14 protein-coding genes are annotated in these 17,680 nt (G+C 74.4%); 12 read left to right on the top strand and 2 right to left on the bottom strand.

Features of this window, described 5'->3' with window-relative positions; translation table 11 throughout:
• Positions 1-3 precede the first annotated feature (3 nt).
• Genes ACIBBF_RS02525 through ACIBBF_RS02515 form a run of 3 tightly spaced genes read left to right on the top strand, consistent with a single transcriptional unit; the run spans position 4 to position 3,636 of the window.
• Complete coding sequence (locus ACIBBF_RS02525) at positions 4-285, top strand: dsRBD fold-containing protein (protein WP_397410144.1); 282 nt, start codon at positions 4-6, stop codon at positions 283-285.
• Positions 282-1,055 carry an HAD family hydrolase gene (locus ACIBBF_RS02520; protein ID WP_397410142.1) on the top strand — a complete coding sequence of 258 codons (774 nt, stop codon included), beginning with the start codon at positions 282-284 and terminating at the stop codon, positions 1,053-1,055. Before ACIBBF_RS02525 ends, ACIBBF_RS02520 begins: the two co-directional genes overlap by 4 nt.
• Entirely contained in the window at positions 1,030-3,636 is a 2,607-nt protein-coding gene (locus ACIBBF_RS02515) for a glycoside hydrolase family 65 protein (RefSeq protein WP_397410140.1), read from the top strand. Before ACIBBF_RS02520 ends, ACIBBF_RS02515 begins: the two co-directional genes overlap by 26 nt.
• Here ACIBBF_RS02515 and ACIBBF_RS02510 read toward each other — a convergent pair.
• Positions 3,623-4,297, bottom strand: a complete 675-nt coding sequence (locus ACIBBF_RS02510; RefSeq protein WP_397410138.1) for a PIG-L family deacetylase — start codon at positions 4,295-4,297, stop codon at positions 3,623-3,625. The genes ACIBBF_RS02515 and ACIBBF_RS02510 overlap by 14 nt on opposite strands.
• Positions 4,298-4,527: 230 nt before the next feature.
• On the opposite strand from ACIBBF_RS02510, the gene ACIBBF_RS02505 reads away from it, so the two are divergent.
• From ACIBBF_RS02505 to ACIBBF_RS02465, 9 genes are all read left to right on the top strand, one after another.
• Positions 4,528-5,463 carry a universal stress protein gene (locus ACIBBF_RS02505; protein WP_397410136.1) on the top strand — a complete coding sequence of 312 codons (936 nt, stop codon included), beginning with the start codon at positions 4,528-4,530 and terminating at the stop codon, positions 5,461-5,463.
• A gap of 64 nt (positions 5,464-5,527) precedes the next feature.
• The gene (locus ACIBBF_RS02500; protein ID WP_397410134.1) at positions 5,528-8,182 is read left to right on the top strand and encodes a cation-translocating P-type ATPase; all 2,655 of its coding nucleotides are present in this window, start codon (positions 5,528-5,530) and stop codon (positions 8,180-8,182) included.
• A 10-nt stretch (positions 8,183-8,192) separates the two neighbouring features.
• Positions 8,193-8,315, top strand: a complete 123-nt coding sequence (locus tag ACIBBF_RS02495) for a hypothetical protein (RefSeq protein ID WP_397410132.1) — start codon at positions 8,193-8,195, stop codon at positions 8,313-8,315.
• Complete coding sequence (locus tag ACIBBF_RS02490) at positions 8,312-8,404, top strand: potassium-transporting ATPase subunit F (protein WP_397410130.1); 93 nt, start codon at positions 8,312-8,314, stop codon at positions 8,402-8,404. The genes ACIBBF_RS02495 and ACIBBF_RS02490 overlap by 4 nt, the downstream gene beginning before the upstream one ends.
• A gap of 7 nt (positions 8,405-8,411) precedes the next feature.
• Positions 8,412-10,079, top strand: coding sequence for a potassium-transporting ATPase subunit KdpA (kdpA, locus tag ACIBBF_RS02485; protein WP_397410128.1), 1,668 nt, complete (start codon positions 8,412-8,414; stop codon positions 10,077-10,079).
• On the top strand, positions 10,076-12,262 hold the full coding sequence (gene kdpB, locus ACIBBF_RS02480) for a potassium-transporting ATPase subunit KdpB (RefSeq protein ID WP_397410126.1): 2,187 nt from the start codon (positions 10,076-10,078) through the stop codon (positions 12,260-12,262). The genes kdpA and kdpB overlap by 4 nt, the downstream gene beginning before the upstream one ends.
• A gap of 23 nt (positions 12,263-12,285) precedes the next feature.
• Entirely contained in the window at positions 12,286-12,945 is a 660-nt protein-coding gene (gene kdpC / locus ACIBBF_RS02475) for a potassium-transporting ATPase subunit KdpC (RefSeq protein WP_397410125.1), read from the top strand.
• 4 nt (positions 12,946-12,949) lie between these two features.
• On the top strand, positions 12,950-15,535 hold the full coding sequence (locus ACIBBF_RS02470) for a DUF4118 domain-containing protein (RefSeq protein ID WP_397410123.1): 2,586 nt from the start codon (positions 12,950-12,952) through the stop codon (positions 15,533-15,535).
• On the top strand, positions 15,532-16,233 hold the full coding sequence (locus ACIBBF_RS02465) for a response regulator (protein WP_397410121.1): 702 nt from the start codon (positions 15,532-15,534) through the stop codon (positions 16,231-16,233). Before ACIBBF_RS02470 ends, ACIBBF_RS02465 begins: the two co-directional genes overlap by 4 nt.
• A 4-nt stretch (positions 16,234-16,237) precedes the next feature.
• Here ACIBBF_RS02465 and ACIBBF_RS02460 read toward each other — a convergent pair whose 3' ends face one another.
• On the bottom strand, positions 16,238-17,647 hold the full coding sequence (locus ACIBBF_RS02460) for a TrkH family potassium uptake protein (RefSeq protein WP_397410119.1): 1,410 nt from the start codon (positions 17,645-17,647) through the stop codon (positions 16,238-16,240).
• Between the last annotated feature and the right edge of the window lie 33 nt (positions 17,648-17,680).

Here is a 17,680-nt window from a genome sequence, read left to right as displayed (position 1 = left end):
GCCATGACCCACACCTGGAACGTCTCCATCCGGCTCTTCGACGCGGACGACATCGAGCGCTCCGGCACCCGGACTGCCGCCCACGCCGTGCTGACGACGTCGAGCGGCACCACGCTCGAGGGGCACGGTCGTGCCCGGCGCAACCCGCGGGACGCGCAGGTCGCCGAGATCGGCGAGGAGCTCGCGGCCGCCCGCGCCCTGCGCGACCTGGCGGACCGGCTGCTGCGGGCGACGTCGGACGACATCGCCCAGATCGAGCACCACCCGGTCCACGTGCACCCATGACCGGTCCCGCGGTCCTGGACCTGGCGGCGGTCGACGCCGTCGTGCTGGACACGGACGGCGTGGTCACCGACACCGCCCGCACCCACGCGGCGGCCTGGAAGCGCGCCTTCGACGAGGTGCTCCGGGACGTCACCGCGCGCTCGGGGCGACCGCAGCCGCCGTTCGACGTCGAGCGGGACTACCTGCCCTACGTCGACGGCCGGGCACGGGCCGACGGCGCGCGGGCGTTCCTGGCGTCGCGCGGGATCGTGCTGCCCGAGGGGACCGGCGCCGGCACGCTCGACGCCCTGCTGGCGCGCAAGAACCGCTACTTCCTCGCGGAGGTGGCCGGGCACGGGGTGCGCGCCTTCCCGTCCATGGTGGCCTTGCTGCGCGAGCTGCGGCGGAGCGGCGTCCGCGTCGCGGCGGTCTCGGCCAGCCGCAACTGCGCCCGGGTGCTGCACGCGGCAGGCGTGGCCGGTCTCGTGGACGTGCGGGTGGACGGCGTCGACGCCGACCGCCTGGGCCTGGCGGGCAAGCCGGACCCCGCGCTGTTCCTGGAGGCGGCGCGGCGCCTCGGCGTGCCGCCCGGCCGGTGCGCCGTGGTCGAGGACGCCCTGGTCGGGGTGGAGGCAGGCCGGGCCGGTGGTTTCGCCGTGGTGATCGGGGTGGACCGGCACGGCCGCCTCGCCCGGGAGATGCGCGAGGCGGGAGCGGACGTCGTGGTCGCGGACCTGGCCGACGTCGTCGTAGCGGGGAGGTCAGATGCACCGCACCGTCCTGTCGTATGAGGGTTTCGACCCCGCCGCCGAGGGGCTGCGCGAGGCGCTGTGCACGCTCGGCAACGGGTACGTCGCGACGCGCGGCGCCGCCCCGGAGTCGGCCGCCGACGGCGTCCACTACCCGGGCACGTACCTCGCCGGCTGCTACGACCGGCTGATCTCCGTGGTGGCGGGCGCGACGGTGGAGAACGAGGACCTGGTCAACATGCCCAACTGGCTGCCGCTCCGGTTCCGCATCCCGGGCCAGGACTGGTTCACGCTGGACGGCACGGCCGTGCTGGACCACCGGCAGGACCTGGACCTGCGGCAGGGCGTGCTGGTCCGGCGCACGCGGTTCCGGGACCCGGTCGGCCGGGTGCTCGCGGTGACGCAGCGCCGCATCGTGTCGATGCACGACCAGCACGTGGCGGCGCTGGAGACCACCTTCGTGGCGGAGAACTGGTCGGGCACCCTCGAGGTGCGGGCGAGCCTGGACGGGCGGGTGACCAACTCCGGGGTGGCCCGGTACCGGGACCTGGACGGCCGGCACCTGGTCCCGGTGGGCGAGGGGTACGACCCGGGCGCGGGCGTGGCCTGGCTGGAGGTCCGGACGGCCACGTCGCAGGTCCGGGTGGCGCAGGCGGCGGCCGTGGTCGTCGACCTGCCGGAGCGGGTGACGGCCGGCTTCGAGCACCGCACCGGGGAGTCGGCGGTCCGGCTGTGGCCGGAGCTGGCCGAAGGGGTGCCGCTGCGGGTCGAGAAGCGCGTCGCGGTCTACACCTCGCGGGACCCGGCCATCTTCGAGCCGCTGCACGCCGCACGCCGGCACGCCGCCCGGATCCCGCCGTTCGACGACCTCCTGGCCGAGCAGGCCCGTTCCTGGGAGCGCCTCTGGGACCGGTGCGCGCTCGTCGTACCGGGCGAGCCGCAGCGGGCGCTCGACCTGTACGTCTTCCACCTGCTGCAGACCCTCTCGGTGCACACGGCGCACCTGGACGCCGGCATGCCGGCCCGCGGCCTGCACGGGGAGGCCTACCGGGGCCACGTGTTCTGGGACGAGCTGTTCGTGTTCCCGTTCCTGCTCCTGTGCCTGCCCCGGGTGGCCCGGTCGCTGCTCATGTACCGGTGGCGGCGCCTGCCGCGGGCCCGGACCGCCGCCGAGGACGCCGGGTACCGGGGCGCGATGTACCCGTGGCAGAGCGGCAGCGACGGCCGCGACGAGACGCAGCGCCTGCACCTCAACCCGGCCTCGGGCCGGTGGGTCGAGGACCACTCGCACCTGCAGCGGCACGTGGGGCTCGCGGTGGCGCACGACGTCTGGCAGTACTACCAGGCCACGGGTGACATGGCGTTCATGCACTCCTACGGCGTCGAGATGCTCGTCGAGATCGCCCGCTTCTGGTGCGCCCTGGCGACGTACGACGCCGCCGCCGACCGCTACGACGTCCGCGGGGTCATGGGGCCTGACGAGTACCACGACGCCTACCCGGACGCGGCCCGGCCGGGCATCGACAACAACGCCTACACCAACGTCATGGTCACGCGGGTGCTCGGGTACGCGCTGGACGGGCTCGACCTGCTGCCCGAGACGGAGCGCGAGGCCCTGTGCCGCCGCCTCGGCCTGCACGAGCAGGAGCGGGAGCTGTTCGAGCACGTCCGGCGGCGGATGCGCGTGGTGTTCCACGGCGACGGCGTGATCAGCCAGTTCGAGGGTTACGAACGGCTCGCGGAGCTGGACTGGGCGGCCTACCGGGCCCGCTACGGGTCCGTACGCCGCCTCGACCGGATCCTGGAGGCCGAGGGTGACTCGGTGCACCGGTACCAGGTCTCCAAGCAGGCCGACGTGCTCATGCTGGTCTACCTCCTGGGCGAGCACGGCCTGCGTGACGCGCTGGCCTCGCTCGGCTACGACCTCGACCGCGCGGCGCTCGACCGGACCGTGAACTACTACCTGGCGCGGACCAGCCACGGGTCGACGCTGAGCGCGGTGGTCCACGCCTGGGTGCTCGCCCGCCGGGACCGGCGGGCGTCGTGGCACTTCTTCCGCGAGGCGCTCGACAGCGACATCGCCGACGTCCAGGGCGGGACCACCGCCGAGGGTGTGCACCTGGGGGCCATGGCGGGCAGCATCGACCTCGTGCAGCGCTGCTACACGGGGCTGGAGCTGTCCGGCGACGTGCTCCGGCTGGCGCCCCGGCTGCCCGACGAGCTCGCGGAGCTGAGCTTCCGCCTGCGCTACCGCGGCCACCGGGGGATCGAGGTGCGGTGCACCCACGACAGCGTGCGCATCAGCGTGCCCCGGTCGCGCCAGCCCGCGATCACGGTCGCGCTGCACGGGCAGGAGCGCACGCTGGGTCCGGGCCAGGCCTGGCTCTGGCGCGCCCCGGCCGACGAGCCGGGGGAGGTCCCGGGAGGCCCGGGGCACGCGGACGCTCCGGAGCCCGCGGGAGCGGCGGCACCCGCGGCGGACGTGGCGCCTGCGGCGGACGTGGCGCCCGCCGTGGACGTGGCGCCGGCCGCGGACCTGGAGCCCGCCGGAACCGAGCCGGAAGCAGCGGCCACGGAGCCGGGTCCCGCACCAGGGCCGTCGGCTGGTCCTACAGAACCGTGAGCAGGTCCCGCGGCCCGTCGGCGCCGCCCAGGGACAGCACCGGGTCCTCGGCCCCGGGAGCGCCCTGGCACGCGATCGCGGCCCGCTGCCGGGCACGGTCGCAGTCCACCGGGATCATCTCGTCGGCCCGGCCGGCGAGGAGTGGCGGTACGCCTGCGGCGGCGGCCGCCTCCGGCCCTGGTACCCAGCCGTAGACCGGGCAGTGCAGCCTGGCCCCCACGCGCCGCGCGGCGCGCATCGCCCGGACGAGGTCCGGGTGGGCGCCGGGGGCGCGGGCGTCGACGGTCAGCACCGCGTCGACCGGCCCGGCGACCGACCGCAGCTCGCACGCGAGAGTCTCGGGCGGGTTCCACTGGAGGTGCGCGGCGCCGTGGTCGAGCAGGACCGCCTCCCGGGCGCCCAGCAGGCGGGTGGCCTGGAGCAGCTGGGCCGCGTCGCCCGGGCGCCGGCGCCGCTCCGGGTCGGGGCCCGGGTCGTGCGTGAGGCACACGATCTGCACGACGGTCCCGGCCGCGGCGAACGCCGCGATGACGCCGCCGAGCGCGTGGGTGACGTCGAAGGGGTGCGAGCACACCACCAGCAGCCGCCTGCTCTCGGGCGGGGGACAGGTCGTCGTCCGACCTTGCGCCGGGGCGACGTCGATGACGGTCGTGGCTCTCATGGCTCCTCCTCGCGGACGGTTCAGCGGACGGTGTCCGGACCCGGACGAACCGGCCCCTGCTCCACGGTCGCTCGGCCGCCCGGGCCGGAGCAGGGGCGAAGGTCCCTCCGCTGCCGGTGAACGTCCTGGGTCACGGTGACCTTTGCCTCGTGCCGCGCGCCGGCCCGGACGGCAGGCTCGGAGGGCAGCCAGGGGAATGGCACAGCGCAGAACGAAGGGGAGTGGTGGCCATGAGTGCCGTCGAGCGTCCCGCCCCGGTCGTCGTCGCCGTGGACGGGAGCACGCGCAGCGCGGGTGCGGTCCGGTACGCCGTGGGCGAGGCCCGCAGACGGGGCAGCGGGGTACGCGTGGTCCACGTGGTGCCCGCGCCGTTGCCCGAGGGCGGGCTGTGGCCCGCGCAGGCCGGCGACGTCACCTACCTGGAACGTTCGGGCACCGAGACCGTGCGGCGGGAGGTGGCGGCGATCCGCGCCGTCGCCCCGGGCACGGAGGTCGAGCCCGTGGTCGCCGCGGGCCCGCGCGTGGCCCGGCTCGTCGAGGCGGCCGCCACGGGCGGTCTGATGGTGCTCGGCCGCGAGACCCGGCACGGCGTCGAGCGCCTGGTCACGGGGACCACGACGGCGGACGTCGCCGCCCGTGCGGCCGTCCCCGTCGTGGTCGTGCCGGCCCGGTGGCAGGACGGCGGCCACGGCCGGGTCGTCGTCGGGGTCAAGACCCTCGCGGGCGCGGACGAGCTGCTGGCGCACGCGTTCGCCGAGGCCGCGGCGCGGCACGCGGTGCTGCGCGTGGTGCACGCCGTGGAGATCCCGGGCCTCGCCACCGACCTCGGCGTCGCGGACGCCTACGTGGGCGAGTCGGTGGAGAACGCGTCCCGGTTGCTGCGCCGGCTGGTGGACGACTGGTCGGCCGTGCACCCCGCGGTCGAGGTGGAGACCCGGGTGGTCCAGGGGCTCCCGGACAAGGTCCTGGCGGAGGCCGCCGCCGACGCCGACGTGCTGGTGGTCGCGCGGCACCGGCGCGGCCTGCGGCACCCGGTCCGCCTGGGCTCGACGCCGCGAGCGGTGCTGGGCACGTGCGACACGCCGGTCGAGATCCTTCCCCTCCCCGGGGAGCCGACGGCGATGCCCCTCGTGCTCGAGAGCGACGGCGAGGTCCTCAAGGACTGAGTGAAGGACTGAGTGAAGGGCCGAGTGGAGGACCGAGTTCGGGCCCGGCGTGCGAGGAGGGACGATGGGGACGACCACCACGTGGGGCCCGGGCGGGCACCGAGCGGGCGGCCTGACGTCCTCGCAGGCTGCCCACCGGCTGCGGGAGAAGGGTCCCAACCTCGTGCCCCGGCCGAGGCCGCCGTCACCCGTGCGACTGCTGCTGGCCCAGCTGACCCACTTCTTCGCGCTCCTGCTCTGGGGTGCGGTGGTGCTCGCCTGGATCGGTGGCATGCCGCAGCTCGCGGTCGCCACCGCCCTGGTGGTCGTGGTCAACGGCGTCTTCGCGTTCCTCCAGGAGTACCGGGCGGACCGGGCAGGCCAGAAGCTGCTGCAGCTGATGCCGGCGCGGGCGACGGTCGTGCGTGACGGCCGGCGGCGCCAGATCGCCGCGCAGGACGTGGTGGTCGGTGACCTCCTCGTGCTGGAGGCCGGCGACGGCGTGTGCGCGGACGGCCGGCTGGTCGAGGCGTCCGGGCTCGGCGTGGACGCCTCGATGCTGACCGGCGAGAGCACCGCCACCCACCCCGGACCCGGTGACGCCGTCCGCTCCGGCACGTACGTGGTCGAGGGCGAGGCGACGGCCGAGGTCACGGATACCGGCACCGCCACGGAGCTGGCCGGCATCGTGGCCCTGACCCGGCAGGCGCAGGCGCCCGTGAGCCCGCTCGCGCTGCGCCTGCGCACGGTGGTGCGCACCATCGGGGGCATCGCCGTGGGCGTGGGCATCGGCTTCTTCGCCGTGTCGCTGGTGCTCGGGACGCCCCTGTCCGACGGGTTCCTCTTCGCGGTGGGCGTGACCGTGGCGCTGGTCCCCGAGGGGCTCCTGCCCACGGTGACGCTCTCGCTGGCCCGCGGGGCGCAGCGCATGGCGGACCGGCACGCGCTGGTGCGGCACCTGGAGTCCGTGGAGACGATGGGCTCCACCACGTTCGTCTGCACCGACAAGACCGGCACGCTGACCCGCAACGAGATGTCGGTCGTCGAGGTGTGGACGCCCGGGGGCACCGCATCGGTCGTCGGCCACGGGTACGCCCCCACGGCCCGGATCGACGCGGACGAGGGCACGCTGGGCCGTGTGCGCAACGTCGCGCTCGCGGCGGCGCGCTGCTCGACCGGGCGCGTGGTCCGCAGCGGCGAACGCTGGACGCCCCACGGTGACCCCATGGAGGTGGCGCTCCACGTGCTCGCCCTGCGCGCGGGCGTCGACGTCGCGCGCGACGAGGCGGAGCGCCCCCTGCGCCGGCGCATCCCGTTCGACGCGAGCCGGCGCCGGATGTCGGTCCTGGCCGCCGGCCAGGTGTACGTCAAGGGCGCCGCCGACAGCGTGCTGCCCCTGGTCGCGGACGACGGCGGCGCGGCGGACGCCGTCACGGACCTGGCGGGCCGGGGCCTGCGCGTCCTGGCCGTCGCCGCGCGCACCGCCGTCCCCGCCGACGAGGAGGCCCCCGCGACCGTCGTCGAGTCCGGGCTGACCCTGCTCGGCCTCGTGGCCCTGGAGGACCCGCCGCGCGACGACGTGCACGACGCGGTGGCCGCGTGCCGGACGGCTGGGATCCGCCTCGCCATGATCACGGGCGACCACCGGGTCACGGCGGCCGCGGTGGCCCGCGAGGTGGGCCTGTACCGCGACGGCGCCCCCGTGGTCACGGGCGCCGAGCTCCCGCAGGACGACGCCGCTCTCGGCGAGCTGGTCGACCGGGACGGCGTGGTGATCGCCCAGGTGAAGCCGGAGGACAAGCTCCGGATCGCCCGCGCGCTGCGGCAGCGCGGCCACGTGGTCGCGATGACCGGCGACGGCGTGAACGACGCCCCGGCGCTGCGGGAGGCCGACATCGGGATCGCGATGGGCCGCACCGGCTCCGACGTCGCCCGGGAGGCGGCCGACGTGGTGCTGCTCGACGACGACTTCGCCACGATCGTGGCGGCCGTCGAGCTGGGCCGGGCGACGTTCGCCAACATCCGCAAGTTCCTGACCTACCACCTGACCGACAACGTCGCGGAGCTGACGCCCTTCCTGGTCTGGGCCCTCAGCGGGGGCTCGGTGCCGCTGGCCCTGACGGTGCTGCAGATCCTCGCCCTGGACATCGGCACCGACCTGCTGCCCGCGCTCGCCCTGGGTGCCGAACCGCCGCACGGGACGACGATGCGCCGCCGCCCGTCGAGCGGGGCGCTCATCGACGGCCGCCTGCTGCGCCGGGCCTTCGGTGTGCTCGGCCCGACCGAGGCCGCGGTGGGGATGGGCGCCTTCCTGGTCGTGCTCGGCCTCGGCGGGTGGACGCGGGGTGCCGCGCCCGCCGCGCCGCTCCTGGCGGCGGCGTCGGGGGCGACGTTCGCGGCCGTGGTGCTGGGGCAGCTCGCCAACGCCTTCGCCTGCCGCAGCGAGGTCCGGTGGGCGGGTGCGCTCCCGCTGCGCGGCAACCGACTCCTGCTGGGTGCCGTCGCGGTCGAGCTGGCGCTGCTCGCGGTGTTCCTGCTGCCGCCGCTGGCCGGCTATCTGGGCGGCAGCCCGCCGCCGGCGGCGGGCTGGGCGCTGGCGGTGGCCGCTGTCCCGGCGGTCGTGCTCGCGGACGCCGCGGACAAGGCCGTCCGGCGTACCCGTCAGGGACGCGTCAGAGTCCCGCGCCGGGGCGTCAGGAAACCGTCAACGTCTCCGTCCGGGGGTGCCGCGGGGGCGTAGACCAGGCCTTATGAATCTCCTCGACCTGGTGTTCCCGGTGGTGACCGTGGTGTGCTTCGCCGCGATCGCCGTCGTCGCCCGCCGCGCCGCCGCGTCCGACACGTCGTCCGACCCGCTCGGGAGGCGGAAGTGAACCCCTTCGACGCCATCGGCCTCGTCCTGACCCTGGCCGGTCTCGTGTACCTGTTCGTCGCGCTGCTGCGCAGCGACCGGACCCGGTGATCGCGCCGTGACCACCCAGACCTGGTACGCCGTCGCACAGATCGGCGTCCTTCTCGTCCTGCTGGCCGTCGTCCACGCGCCGCTGGGCGCGTACATGGCCCGCGTCTACACCAGCCCGAACCACCTGCGCGTCGAGAAGGCGTTCTACCGCGCCGTCCGCGTGGACCCCGACGCCGAGCAGCGCTGGATCACCTACCTGCTGTCCCTGCTGGGCTTCTCCCTCGTGTCCGTCCTGGTCCTGTACGCCCTGGGCCGGCTGCAGGAGCACCTGCCGTGGAACCTGGGCTTCACGGGCCTGGACCCGGCCGGCGCCTGGAACACGGCGGTCAGCTTCACCACCAACACCAACTGGCAGTGGTACTCGGGTGAGGCCGCCACCGGCCACCTGCTGCAGATGGCGGGCTTCACCGTGCAGAACTTCGTGTCGGCCTCGGTCGGCATGGCCGTCGCGATCGCGCTGGTGCGCGGCTTCGCCCGCTCCGGCACGGACGCGCGCATCGGCAACTTCTGGACCGACCTGACCCGCGGTGTCTCGCGGATCCTGCTGCCGCTCTCGTTCGTCGTCGCGATCGTCCTGATCGCCGCGGGCGTCATCCAGAACCTCGACCCGCACACCGCGACCACCACGGTCGAGGGCGCCACGCAGCACGTGCTGGGCGGCCCGGTCGCCTCGCAGGAGGCCGTCAAGGACCTCGGCACCAACGGCGGCGGGTTCTTCAACGCGAACTCCGCGCACCCCTTCGAGAACCCCACCCCGTTCACCAACATCATCGAGATCTTCCTGCTCCTGGTGATCCCGTTCACCCTGCCCCGCACGTTCGGCATCATGGTCGGCGACAAGCGGCAGGGCTGGAGCATCCTCGGCGTCATGGCGGGCCTGTGGGCCCTGGGCGTCGCGCTGGCCACCTGGTCGGAGCTGGCCGGCCCGGGTGCCGCGCCCGAGGCGGCCGGTGCCGCTCTGGAGGGCAAGGAGACCCGGTTCGGGCTGGCGGGCAGCGCGCTGTTCGCGGTGTCCACCACGGCGACGTCCACGGGGTCCGTGAACGCGATGCACGACAGTCTCACGGCACCCAGCGGCGGCATCACGATCTTCAACATGCTGCTCGGCGAGATCGCGCCCGGCGGTGTCGGGGCGGGCCTGTACGGCATGCTCGTGCTCGCCGTCGTGGCCGTGTTCATCGCCGGCCTCATGGTGGGCCGCACGCCCGAGTACCTGGGCAAGAAGATCGGCCGCCAGGAGATGACGCTGGTGGCGCTCTACGTGCTGACGACGCCGGCGCTCGTGCTGGTCGGCACGGCCCTGTCGGTCGTGACCGAACCGGGTCTGGCCAGCGTCCAGGAGACGGGCCCGCACGGGCTGTCCGAGGTGCTGTACGCCTTCGCCTCGGCCGCCAACAACAACGGCTCGGCCTTCGCGGGCCTGTCCGCCGGCACGCCCTGGTACGAGTGGCTGCAGGGCTTCGCGATGCTCCTGGGCCGCTTCGTCCCGATCGCCCTGGTGCTGGCCCTGGCCGGGCGCCTGGCCGCCCAGACCTCGGTCCCCGCGTCGGCGGGCACGCTGCCCACCCACCGGCCGCTGTTCGCCGGCCTGCTGGCGGGCGTCGCGCTGATCGTCGTCGGCCTCACCTTCATCCCCGTCCTCTCCCTCGGCCCCGTCGTGGAGTCCCTCTCATGAGCACCGTCACCCAGAACCCGTCCGTCACCACCCCCGGGTCCCCCCGGCCCGACGGCATCCCCGGGCGCGCCCCGCGCCGCCCCCGAGCCCTGACCTGGGCTCAGGTACGCGAGGCGCTGCCGTCGGCGGTGCGCAAGATGAACCCGCGCGACCTGTGGCACTCCCCGGTCATGTTCGTGGTCGAGGTGGGCGCGGCGCTGTCCACGGTGCTCGCCGTCGTCCAGCCGGCCGTCTTCGCCTGGTGGATCGCGGTGTGGCTGTGGGCCACCGTGCTGTTCGCCACGCTGGCCGAGGCGATCGCCGAGTCCCGCGGCAAGGCGCAGGCCTCCAGCCTGCGTGCCACGCAGCAGCAGACCACGGCGCACAAGGTCGACGCGCCCCGGGACACCCTGGAGTACACCGGTGGCCTGGCAGGGCTGCCCACCGTGGAGGTGCCGTCCTCCACCCTGGTGGTGGGCGACGTCGTCGTGGTCACCGCCGGGCAGACCATCCCGGGCGACGGCGACGTGATCGAGGGCGTCGCCTCGGTGGACGAGTCGGCGATCACCGGCGAGTCGGCCCCCGTGATCCGGGAGTCCGGCGGTGACCGGTCGGCGGTCACGGGCGGCACCGTGGTGCTGTCCGACCGGATCGTCGTGCGCATCACCGCACCGGCCGGGTCCACGTTCGTGGACCGGATGATCGCCCTGGTCGAGGGCAGCGAGCGCCAGCGCACCCCGAACGAGATCGCGCTGAACATCCTGCTCACGTCGCTGACCATCGTGTTCCTCCTGGCCGTGGCCACGCTGCAGCCGTTCGCGATCTACTCCGGGGCCCGGCAGAGCCTGCTCGTGCTGGTCGCGCTGCTGGTCTGCCTCATCCCCACCACGATCGGCGCGCTGCTGAGCGCCATCGGCATCGCGGGCATGGACCGGCTGGTGCAGCGCAACGTGCTGGCGATGTCCGGCCGCGCGGTGGAGGCCGCGGGCGACGTCGACGTGCTGCTGCTCGACAAGACCGGCACCATCACGTACGGCAACCGGCGTGCCACCGAGGTGCTCCCGCTCGGGCGGGTGGCGCCGCGCGAGCTGGCGGAGGCGGCACGGCTCGCGTCCCTCGCGGACGAGACGCCGGAGGGCCGCAGCATCGTCGAGCTCGTGGACGGCAAGTACGGCACCGTCGAGGAGCTGCCGCTGGACGCCGAGCTCGTGCCGTTCACGGCCCAGACCCGCATGTCGGGCGTGGACGTGCCGCTGACCCGCACCACCGAGGTGGGCGGCGCCGGGCACACCGAGATCCACCGCATCCGCAAGGGTGCCGGCAGCGCGATCCAGCGCTGGGTGCACAGCACCGGGGCACGCGTCTCGGACAAGGAGGCCGCCGAGCTCGACAAGCACGTCGACGCCGTCTCCCGCCTGGGCGGCACCCCGCTCGTGGTCGCGGAGCAGGTCGGCGAGCAGCCCGCACGGATCCTCGGCGTCGTCCGCCTCAAGGACGTCGTCAAGGAGGGCATGCGCGAGCGGTTCGACGAGCTGCGCGCCATGGGCATCCGCTCCGTCATGGTGACCGGTGACAACCAGGTCACCGCGCGGGCCATCGCGGCCGAGGCGGGCGTGGACGACGTGCTGGCCGAGGCCACGCCCGAGGACAAGCTCGCGCTGATCAAGCGCGAGCAGCAGGGCGGCCGGCTGGTCGCCATGGCGGGCGACGGCACCAACGACGCCCCGGCCCTGGCGCAGTCCGACGTCGGCGTGGCGATGAACACCGGCACCTCGGCCGCCAAGGAGGCCGGGAACATGGTGGACCTCGACTCCGACCCCACCAAGCTCATCGAGATCGTGGAGATCGGCAAGCAGCTCCTCATCACGCGCGGCGCCCTGACCACGTTCTCGGTGGCGAACGACGTCGCCAAGTACTTCGCGATCCTGCCCGCCATGTTCGCGGTCGTGTTCCCGCAGCTCGACGTGCTGAACATCATGCGGCTGTCCAGCCCCGAGTCGGCGATCCTCTCCGCGGTCATCTTCAACGCGCTGATCATCCTCGTGCTCGTGCCGCTCGCCCTGCGCGGCGTGCGGTACCGGCCGGCGTCGGCCTCCGCGCTCCTGAGCCGCAACCTGCTGGTCTACGGACTGGGCGGCCTGGTCGCGCCCTTCATCGGGATCAAGCTCATCGACCTCGTCGTCTCGCTGCTGCCCGGTCTCTGAGCGGCGCGAGGAAAGGAACCACCATGTCATCAAGCACCACGTCCGTGGCGAGCAGCCTCGCGGCGCTGACCCGGCACTCGCTGGCCGGCCTGCGCGTGCTGATCGGCCTCACGCTGGTCACCGGGCTGCTGTACCCGCTGGCGGTCACCGGCGTCGGCCAGCTCGCCTTCCCCTGGCAGGCGAACGGCTCGCTCGTCACGTCCGACGGCGGCCGCACCACCTCGCGTGCGGACGCCGTGGGCTCCGCGCTCGTCGCCCAGGGGTTCGAGGGCGACCAGTACTTCCAGCCGCGTCCGTCGGCGGGCGAGTACGACACGCTAGCCTCCGGCGGCTCCAACCTGGGACCGAACAACCCCGACCTGGTCGCCACCATCGAGGAGCGCAAGGCCCAGGTCGCGCAGCGGGAGGGCGTGTCGCCGGTCGACGTGCCCGCCGACGCCGTCACCGCCTCGGCGTCCGGCGCCGACCCGCACATCAGCCCCGAGTACGCCGCGATCCAGGTCGCCCGGGTCGCGCACGCGCGCGGCCTGTCCGAGGCCGACGTCGAGGCCGTGGTCGCCGAGCACACCGCCGCGCGGGACCTGGGCGTGCTGGGCGAGCCACGGGTGAACGTGCTGGAGCTGAACCTCGCGCTCGACGGCCTGTCCGGCCAGGCGGCGGCGCCGTCCGGCACGGCAGACTGAGGACATGAGCGACGAGCACCCCGCTCCCGGCGCCGGGACCACCCGGCGCCGGGGGCGGCTCACCGTCTACTTCGGCTCCGCGCCCGGGGTGGGCAAGACGTACGCCATGCTCGACGAGGCGCAGCGCCGGGCCGACCGCGGCACCGACGTGGTCGTGGGCCTCGTCGAGACGCACGGCCGCGCCGCCACCGTCGCCAAGATCGGCGACCTGGAGATGATCCCGCGGCGCCTGGTCGAGCACCGGGGCGTCACCCTGACCGAGCTCGACGTCCCGGCCGTCCTGGACCGGGACCCGGAGGTCGTGCTCGTGGACGAGCTCGCCCACACCAACGCCCCCGGCTCGCCCCACCCGAAGCGCTGGCAGGACGTCCACGACCTGCTGGACGCCGGCATCGACGTGGTCACCACCGTCAACGTGCAGCACCTGGAGTCGCTCAACGACGACGTCGAGGCCATCACCGGCGTCCGGCAGCGCGAGACCGTACCCGACCAGGTGGTGCGCGACGCCGACCAGATCCAGCTCGTCGACCTCTCCCCGGAACAGCTCCGGCGGCGCCTGGCGCACGGCAACGTGTACCGGGCCGAGCAGATCGACGCCTCCATGTCGTCCTACTTCCGCGTCGGCAACCTGACGGCGCTGCGCGAGCTCGCGCTCCTGTGGCTCGCCGACCGCGTCGAGGACTCCCTCACCAAGTACCGCGCCGACCACGCGATCACCGGTACGTGGCCCGCGCGCGAACGCATCGTCGTGGCCGTCACCGGCGGCGCCGAGACGGAGACCCTGCTGCGCCGCGGCGCGCGCATCGCCCAGCGCGCCGCCGGGTCCGAGCTCCTGGCCGTGCACGTGCTGCCCACCGACGGGCTCCCGTCCACGCCGTCGGCGACCATCGCCGGCTACCGGACCCTGGTCGAGTCCCTGGGCGGCAGCTTCCACACGGTCGTGGGGGAGGACGTCCCGTCCGCCGTCGTCGACTTCGCCCGCGGGGTCAACGCCACCATGATCGTGGTGGGCGTGTCCCGGCACCCGCTCTGGCGGCAGGCGCTGCTCGGCTCCTCCAGCGCGGAGATCGCCCGCCTCTCCGGCGCGATCGACGTGCACCTCGTCACCCACGAGGAGGCCCGCGGCGGCGGGCACGCGCGGCGCAAGGGGACGCTCCTGTCGCCTCGGCGACGGCTCACCGGCTGGGTCTGCGCCGTGCTCATCCCCGGGCTGCTCACCGCCGGCCTCCTGGGCATCGGCCGGGACGACGCGGCGCTGGCGACCGACGCCATGCTGCTCCTGGCGGGCGTGGTGGGCATCGCGCTGATCGGTGGGCTCTGGCCCGCCGTCGTCGCGGCCATCGTCTCCAACCTCTGCCTCAACTGGTTCTTCACGCCGCCGGTGGGGCGCTGGACCATCGCCGAGGGGGAGAACGTGCTCGCGCTCGCCCTGTTCGTGGTGGTGGCGATCGCCGTGGCGTCCGTGGTCGACCTGGCCGCCCGCCGCGCCGCGCAGGCGTACCGGGCGCGCGCGGAGGCGTCGGCGCTCGCGGCCCTGTCGCGTTCCGTGCTGAGCGGCGACGACACGGCGAGCGCGGTCGTGGAGCGGGTCGCCGAGACGTTCGGCCTGGCGCAGGTGCGGCTGGAGGAACGGGCCGAGGAGCGCGCGCCCTGGCGGGTGCTCGCCTCGGCGGTGCGTCCGGGGGTGGGGCCGGCGGGCCCGGTGCCCGCGGGTCCGGCGGCGGACGCCGAACGGCAGTGGTCGGACGCCGAGCAGTCGGAGGTGGCGATCGACGACCGGCGGCGCCTCGTGCTGTGCGGCCGGGCGCTGCCCGCGAGCGACCGGCAGGCCGTGGAGGCGTTCGGCGCGCAGGCGGGCATCGTGCTGGAGCACCGGCGGCTGCGCGAGCGGGCCGAGAAGGCGGCCCTGCTGGAGCAGACCGAGGGCACCCGCACCGCGCTGCTGGCCGCCGTCTCGCACGACCTGCGCACGCCGCTGGCGACCATCCGGACCGCCGTCGACGGCCTGACCATGCCCGACGTGGAGCTGGACCAGGAGGACCGCGACCTGCTGACCCGCACCATCGGGGAGTCGACCGCACGGCTGGAACGGCTCATCGGCAACCTCCTGGACCTGTCCCGGCTGCAGACGGGCGCGGTCCGGCCCGCCCTGCGCGCCGCGTCGCTGGAGGAGGTGGTGCCGATCGCCGTGGAGCCGTGGCTGGCCGACCTCTCGCTCGACGTGGGGGAGGACCTGCCGCTCGTGCACACCGACCCCGGGCTGCTGGAACGCGTGGTGGCCAACCTGGTCTCCAACGCGGTGCGGCACTCGCCGACCGGTGCGAAGGTGCTGGTGAGCGGCTCCGCCACGCCCGAGGAGGTGGAGCTGCGGGTGATCGACACGGGCCCGGGCGTGCCCGACGGCCGCAAGGCGTCGATGTTCGAGCCGTTCCAGCGGCTCGGCGACGTGACCGGGACCGGGCTGGGCCTCGGGCTCGCCGTGGCGGACGGCCTGAGCCGCGCCGTCGGCGCCACGCTGACCGCCGAGGACACTCCCGGTGGCGGCCTGACCATGGTGCTCACCATGCCGCGGGACGGGGCGGCGTCGTGACCCTCGCGCCGGAGAACCTCGGCAACCGCGTGCTCGTGGTGGACGACGACGCCGCGCTCGCCCGTGCCCTGTCCGTGAACCTGCGGGCGCACGGCTGGGACCCGACGACGGCGGCCACCGGCACCGCCGGTCTGGCCGCCGCGGCGACGATCCGGCCGGACGTGGTGCTGCTGGACCTGGGCCTGCCCGACATGCCGGGGCTCGACGTCATCGACGGTCTGCGCGGCTGGAGCCGGGTGCCGATCGTGGTGCTGTCGGCCCGCCAGCTCGGTGACGACAAGGTCGACGCCCTGGACGCAGGGGCCGACGACTACGTGACCAAGCCGTTCGCGATGAACGAGCTGCTGGCGCGGTTGCGGGCGGCGGTGCGCCGCGCGGCCCCGGCGCGGGCGGAGGAGCCGGTGGTCGTGGCGGGTGAGCTGCGGATCGACCTGGCGCGGCGGCAGGTGTTCCGGGCCGGGGCGGAGGTACGCCTGAGTCCTACGGAGTGGGCGCTGCTGGAGGTCCTCGTGCGCAACCAGGGTCGGATCGTGGGGCGGCAGCAGCTCCTGGACGAGGTGCGGGGCCCGTCGTTCTCGGTGGAGACGAACTACCTGCGGGTCTACACGGCGCAGCTGAGGCGCAAGCTGGAGCGCGACCCGTCGCACCCCCGGCACCTGGTCACCGTGCCGGGTGCGGGCTACCGGTTCGAGGAGTGAGGGCTCATCCGATGACCATCGCGCTCTCGGGCCGGCGGTACAGCCGCTGGCCGGCCCGCAGCGCGATCGTGGTGCCCAGGGTCACCGGACCCAGCCGGCCCAGGAACATCAGCAGCACGAGCACCACCTGGTGCCAGGGTTCGAGGTCCGCGGTGATGCCCGTGGACAGGCCGGTGGTGGAGAACGCGGAGGTGGTCTCGAACAGGATCTGGTCCAGCGAGAACGTCCGCGTGGACAGCGTGATCGTCAGGGTGGCCAGCACGACGGCGGCCACGCTGAGCAGGGCCACGGCCAGGGCCTGGCGCTGGGTGGCCGTGGCCACGCGGCGGTCGAACACGGTGGAGTCCGGGTCGCCGCGCAGCTCGGACCAGATGATGAAGGCGAGCACCGCGAACGTGCCCACCTTGATGCCGCCCGCGGTGCCCGCCGACCCGCCGCCGATGAACATGAGGATGTCCGTGCCGAGCCAGGTGCCGTTGTTCATCGCGGAGGTGTCGAGCGAGTTGAACCCGGCGGTGCGCGCCATCGTGGACTGCGTGAACGAGGCCAGGAGCTGGGTGCCGCCGTCCATCCCCGCGAGGGTGTAGGTGCGCTCGGCCAGCAGGAAGAAGACGGTGCCGGCCACCAGGAGGATCGCGGTGGTCAGGCCGGTCACCTTGGCGTGCAGGCTCCACCGGTGCGGGCGCCCCAGGCCCCACCAGGGCTCCCGGCGGTGCTGCCACGCCTCGACCAGGACCGGGAACCCCAGGCCGCCGATGATCACGGCCGCGCACAGCGGCAGGCAGATGAACGGGTCGGCGACGAACTGCATGAGGTTGTCCGGGTAGAGCCCGAAGCCCGCGTTGTTGAACGCCGACACGGAGTGGAACACCCCGAGCCACACCGCGCGTGCCGGGGGCTCGTCGTAGGTGGTCGCGAAGCGCACGGCGAGCAGGACGGCGAGTGTCACCTCCGCGATCAGCGTCACCCGGAGCGCGCCGAGCAGGACCCTGCGCACGTCGCCCAGGTGCACGCTGCGGGTGGACGCCGCGGCGAGGAGCCGCGTCTGCACGCCCAGCCGCCGGGAGACGAGCAGGCCGAGCAGGGTCGCCACCGTCATCACGCCGAACCCGCCGACCTGGATGAGCACCGCGATGACCGCCTGCCCGAACGGGCTCCAGAACGTGCCCGTGTCCACCACAACCAGGCCGGTCACGCAGGCGGCCGACGTCGCGGTGAACAGCGCCTCGACGACGGTCGGCGCCCGGTCGGTCCAGGACACGGGGAGCAGGAGCAGCAGGGTCCCGGCCGCGATGGCACCGGCGAAGCCCGCCACGACGATCTGGGCGGGGCGACGGCGCAGGCCGGACTCGCCGGACGAACGTGCCCCCACGGCCCGAGGTGTCTGGCGGGCCGGGTGGGAGGTGAAGCGCATGACCCACGATTGTGCCGCATCGGACCACTCCGA

The sequence above is a fragment of the Promicromonospora sp. NPDC050880 genome (genome assembly GCF_044456525.1).
Classification (GTDB): domain Bacteria; phylum Actinomycetota; class Actinomycetes; order Actinomycetales; family Cellulomonadaceae; genus Promicromonospora.
The sequence above is the reverse complement of the archived record's forward strand: the minus strand, read 5'-3'. Positions and strand labels throughout refer to the sequence as shown.